Consider the following 4842-nt stretch of genomic DNA (forward strand, 5'->3'; position numbering starts at 1 on the left):
GTGACCGCGTAACCGGTCATGCTGGAGATCGTCAAAATGTTTCCTTGCTTTACAAATCAGTGATTTATCCCACACAATCCGGAGGAACTGTCAGGGAAACCCTCAGGGAAATATGGCATCGCAAAACAACGCCCCATTGCCGGATGGACTCGAAATTGCCGGATACCGCATTGTAAAGAAGATTGCGTCCGGCGGGTTCAGTATCGTCTACCTCGCTTACGATGAAGACGGTAACGCGGTCGCCATCAAGGAGTACCTGCCCAGCTCGCTCGCGCTGCGGCGCCCCGGCGAACTGGTGCCGGCAATCTCTGCGGAAAACCTGCCCGTCTTCCGTATCGGCCTCAAGTGCTTCTTTGAAGAGGGGCGCGCACTGGCGCGAATTTCGCACCCCAACGTCGTCAGCGTGGTCAATTTTTTCCGCGCCAACGATACCGTCTACATGGTGATGGCCTACGAATCCGGGCGCTCGTTACAGGATCACATCATCCGCCGGCGCGACAAGGGCGAGCGTCCTTTGGTGTCGGAGCGTTTCATCCGGAAAATGTTCAACCAGGTGATGAACGGCCTGCGCGAAGTGCATGCGAACAAGCTGCTCCACCTCGACCTGAAGCCCGCCAACATCTACCTGCGCATGGACGGCACGCCGATCCTGCTCGACTTCGGCGCGGCGCGCCAGACACTGCGCGCCGACCAGCCCAAGCTCTACCCGATGTACACCCCCGGCTTCGCGCCACCCGAGCTGTACGTCAAGAACGGCAACCTCGGTCCCTGGACCGACATCTACAGCATCGGCGCCTCGATGTTCGCCAGCATGGTCGGCGCGCCGCCGCAGCCCGCGGACCAGCGCAAGACCAATGACCGCATGGAAGACCACTTCCGCAAGCTGGAAGGCATGTACTCGCGCGAACTGATCCAGGTGATCCGCTGGTCGCTGCGCCTGGAACCGCTGGAGCGGCCGCAGAGCGTCTTCGCGCTGCAGAAGGCGCTGCGTGAGCCGGCAGTGGAACAGAAGGAACCCGACCTGATCGAAAAGGTCACGACCAGGCTGCGCAATATGCTCGGCAGCATCGGCAAGGGCACACAGGTCGGCAACACCACCATCGAGAACAACACGCGCTAGGCGACAGGCACATGCGATTTTCCGTCTACCAGGAAAGCCATATCGGGGGCCGCAAGACCAACCAGGACCGCATGGGGTACAGCTTCACCCGCGATGCGCTGCTCCTGCTGCTGGCCGACGGCATGGGCGGCCACATCCAGGGCGAGATGGCCGCGACGATCGCCCTGCAGACGATCGGTGCGCTGTTCCAGCAAAACGCCAGCCCCTACATCAAGAAGCCCGAGAAATTCCTCGAAGACAGTTTCTTCGCGGCCCATCGCGAGATCCATCGCTACCGCGCCATCAACAATTTGCCGGAGACGCCGCGCACCACGATCGTCGCCTGCATCATCCAGCACAACAGCGCCTATTGGGCGCACTGCGGCGACTCGCGCCTGTACTGGATGCGGCAGGGGCAGATCCTCGCGCGCACCCGCGACCATTCGCGCATCGAGACCCTGATCGCGCAAGGCAAGGTCGCGCCCTCGGAGCGCGATACGCACCCCGACCGCAACAAGCTATTCAACTGCCTGGGCGCACCCAACCTGCCCATCGTCGAACTCTCGCGCCGGGCCAGCCTGCAGTCCGGCGACGTGCTGCTGCTGTGCTCGGACGGCTTGTGGTCCGTACTGCCCGACCACGTGCTGGCACAAAGCCTGCACACGAACACCGTCGTGCGCGCCGTGCCCGAACTGCTCGCCACGGCGACCGGCATCGCGGGCAAGACCAGCGATAATGTCACCGCGCTGGCGATGATGTGGGAAGGCACGAGCGTATTGCAGGACCCGAGCTCCACCATCGTCACCCACACCCTGCCGGTCGGGAGCGTGACCACGACCATCCAGGCGCCGCGCCATGCCGATCTCGAGCAGAGCGACGCCTTCGACGAAGGCGAAATCGAGAAAGCTATCGACGAAATCCGCGCGGCGATCGAAAAGACTTCCCGCATTACCACCAAATAAGATCCCATCCTTAGAGCCATCCCATGCCGTTCGAAAAACGCCCCAGCGGACGTGCCGCCGATGCATTGCGCACCGTGCGACTCACCCGCCACTACACCAAACATGCAGAAGGATCCGTCCTCGTCGAGTTCGGCGACACGAAAGTCATCTGCACCGCCAGCATCGAAGAGAAAGTCCCCGGTTTCCTGAAAGGCAAGGGGCAGGGCTGGATGACCGCCGAATACGGCATGCTTCCCCGCTCCACGCACAGCCGCATGGACCGCGAGGCTGCCAAGGGCAAGCAGTCCGGCAGGACGCAGGAGATCCAGCGCCTCATCGGCCGCTCGCTGCGCGCCGCGTTCGACCTGAACGCCTTCGGCGAGCGCACCCTGCACCTCGATTGCGACGTCATCCAGGCCGACGGCGGCACGCGCACCGCCTCGATCACCGGCGCCATGGTCGCCGCCTACGACGCCTTCTCCAAGCTCGTCGCGGCGGGTGTCGTGCCGGCCATCCCGGTCAAGCATTTCGTCGCCGCGGTCTCGGTCGGCGTATTCCAGGGCACGCCCGTGCTCGACCTCGACTACGTCGAGGATTCCGACTGCGACACCGACATGAACGTCGTCATGACCGATGCCGGCCACTTCGTGGAAGTTCAAGGCACGGCCGAAGGCGAAGCCTTCGACCGGCCGACCATGAACCGTCTGCTCGACCTGGCAGAGCAGGGCATTGCCGACCTCATCCGGCTACAGAAGGACACGCTCGGCCTCGTATAAAAGCCGCATCCCTCACACCCGCGGCGCGAGCAGCATTGCTTGCGCCGTTTGCTTTTTTCGAATGCCATGACACGACAACTCGTACTCGCCTCGAACAACACCGGCAAGCTGAAGGAATTCGGCGAACTCCTCGCCACTGTCGGTTTCGAGGTTCACCCGCAGGGCGAATTCAACGTCCCGGAAGCGGAAGAACCGCACATCACCTTCGTCGAAAACGCGCTCGCCAAGGCGCGCCATGCCGCCAGACTCACCGGCCTGCCGGCACTCGCCGACGACTCCGGCATCTGCGCCCGCGCGCTCGGCGGAGCCCCAGGCGTCTATTCCGCCCGCTATGCCGGCGAACCGAAATCCGACGCACGCAACAATGAAAAACTGATCGCCGAACTGGAACCTCACGCCGACAAGTCTGCCTACTATTACTGCGTCCTCGTCTTCGTGCGCCATGCCGACGACCCGCAACCCGTGATCGCCGACGGACGCTGGGAAGGCGAAGTCATTGCCGAGGCACGCGGGCAGGGCGGCTTCGGCTACGACCCGTATTTCCTGCTCCCAGCGCTGGGCAAGACGGTCGCCGAACTTTCGGCCGAGGAAAAGAACCGCCTCTCCCACCGCGGCCAGGCATTGCGCGCCCTTGTTGAAAAACTGCGATGATCCCGATCAAGCCGATCCAGCCAGGCAACACAGGCAATAGCGCCGCCACCCCGGTCGAGGTGGCGAACGCCTTCCTCAAGCCTGGCGCGCTGCACCTGACGGCACTGCCGCCGCTCTCCCTGTACATCCATTTCCCCTGGTGCGTCAGGAAATGCCCGTACTGCGACTTCAACTCGCACGAGGTGAAGAACGGTTTCCCCGAAGAGGAATATCTCGCCGCGCTGCGTGCCGACCTGGAAAGCGCGCTACCCTCGATCTGGGGCCGCAAGGTCTACACCGTGTTTATCGGCGGCGGCACGCCCAGCCTCATGTCCGCCGCCGGCCTCGACCGGCTCATGTCGGACGTGCGCACGCTGCTGCCGCTCGATGGCGCCGCCGAAATCACGATGGAAGCCAACCCCGGCACCTTCGAAGCCGAGAAGTTCAAGTCATACCGGGCAAGCGGCATCAATCGTTTGTCAATCGGCATCCAGAGCTTCAACGCGCGCCACCTCGAAGCGCTCGGCCGCATCCATGACGAGAACGAGGCAAGGCGTTCGGTCGAGATCGCGCAGGCCAATTTCGACAACTTCAATCTCGACCTCATGTACGCGCTGCCGCAACAGACGCTGGAAGAAGCGCGCAACGACGTCGCCACTGCCATCGCCTTCGCTCCGCCGCACCTCTCCCTCTACCATCTGACCCTGGAGCCCAACACCTATTTCGCCAAATACCCGCCCGCCGTTCCCGACGACGACACCAGCGCGGAAATGCAGGACATGATCCTGCAGCTCACCACCGATGCCGGCTACCAGCACTATGAAGTCTCCGCCTTCGCCCAGCCGCATCGGCAGGCGCGGCACAACCTCAACTACTGGGAATTCGGCGACTACCTCGGCATCGGCGCCGGGGCGCACTCGAAGATTTCCTTCCCGCACCGCATTGTGCGCCAGATGCGCTACAAGCAGCCCAAGGCGTACATGGAGCAGATGAAACTCGGCCGCCAGATCCAGGAAGAATTCGAGATCGAACGCGGAGAGCTCGGTTTCGAGTTCATGCTCAACGCACTGCGCCTCACCGGCGGCTTCGAGCCCAACCGGTTTGCCGAACGCACGGGCCTTACGCTCAACGCCATCGAAAAGCAGCTCAACGCGGCAGAGGCGAAGGGATTGCTGTACCGCGACCACAGGCTGATCCGCCCGACCGAACTCGGCCGGCGCTTTTTGAATGACTTGCAGCAGATGTTCCTCAATTAAAATTTCCGGGAAGACGCAGCGGGTGAGGGAGAGCCCGCCATATCCGGTATAATGCGCTCTGCATTGGATCCGCCATCAATGCAGTCCCAGACCGGAGGTGTGGCCGAGTGGTTTAAGGCACTGGTCTTGAAAACCAGCGA

At 62.7% G+C, this 4842-nt stretch carries 5 protein-coding genes; all 5 read left to right on the forward strand.

Features of this window, described 5'->3' with window-relative positions; all coding sequences use genetic code 11:
* The first annotated feature begins 112 nt into the window (after positions 1-112).
* On the forward strand, positions 113-1120 hold the full coding sequence (locus tag VFF99_RS13645; protein WP_325018755.1) for a serine/threonine-protein kinase: 1008 nt from the start codon (positions 113-115) through the stop codon (positions 1118-1120).
* 11 nt (positions 1121-1131) lie between these two features.
* On the forward strand, positions 1132-2061 hold the full coding sequence (locus VFF99_RS13650; protein WP_325018757.1) for a PP2C family serine/threonine-protein phosphatase: 930 nt from the start codon (positions 1132-1134) through the stop codon (positions 2059-2061).
* Between the two features lie 23 nt (positions 2062-2084).
* Positions 2085-2816 carry a ribonuclease PH gene (gene rph / locus VFF99_RS13655; protein ID WP_325018759.1) on the forward strand — a complete coding sequence of 244 codons (732 nt, stop codon included), beginning with the start codon at positions 2085-2087 and terminating at the stop codon, positions 2814-2816.
* A 66-nt stretch (positions 2817-2882) separates the two neighbouring features.
* Entirely contained in the window at positions 2883-3467 is a 585-nt protein-coding gene (rdgB, locus tag VFF99_RS13660; RefSeq protein ID WP_325018761.1) for an RdgB/HAM1 family non-canonical purine NTP pyrophosphatase, read from the forward strand.
* Positions 3464-4702 (forward strand): radical SAM family heme chaperone HemW, encoded by a 1239-nt coding sequence (gene hemW / locus VFF99_RS13665; protein ID WP_325018763.1) that lies wholly within the window; start codon positions 3464-3466, stop codon positions 4700-4702. The genes rdgB and hemW overlap by 4 nt, the downstream gene beginning before the upstream one ends.
* Positions 4703-4842: the final 140 nt, after the last annotated feature.

This window comes from Noviherbaspirillum sp. (assembly GCF_035654295.1).
Classification (GTDB): Bacteria; Pseudomonadota; Gammaproteobacteria; order Burkholderiales; family Burkholderiaceae_D; genus Noviherbaspirillum.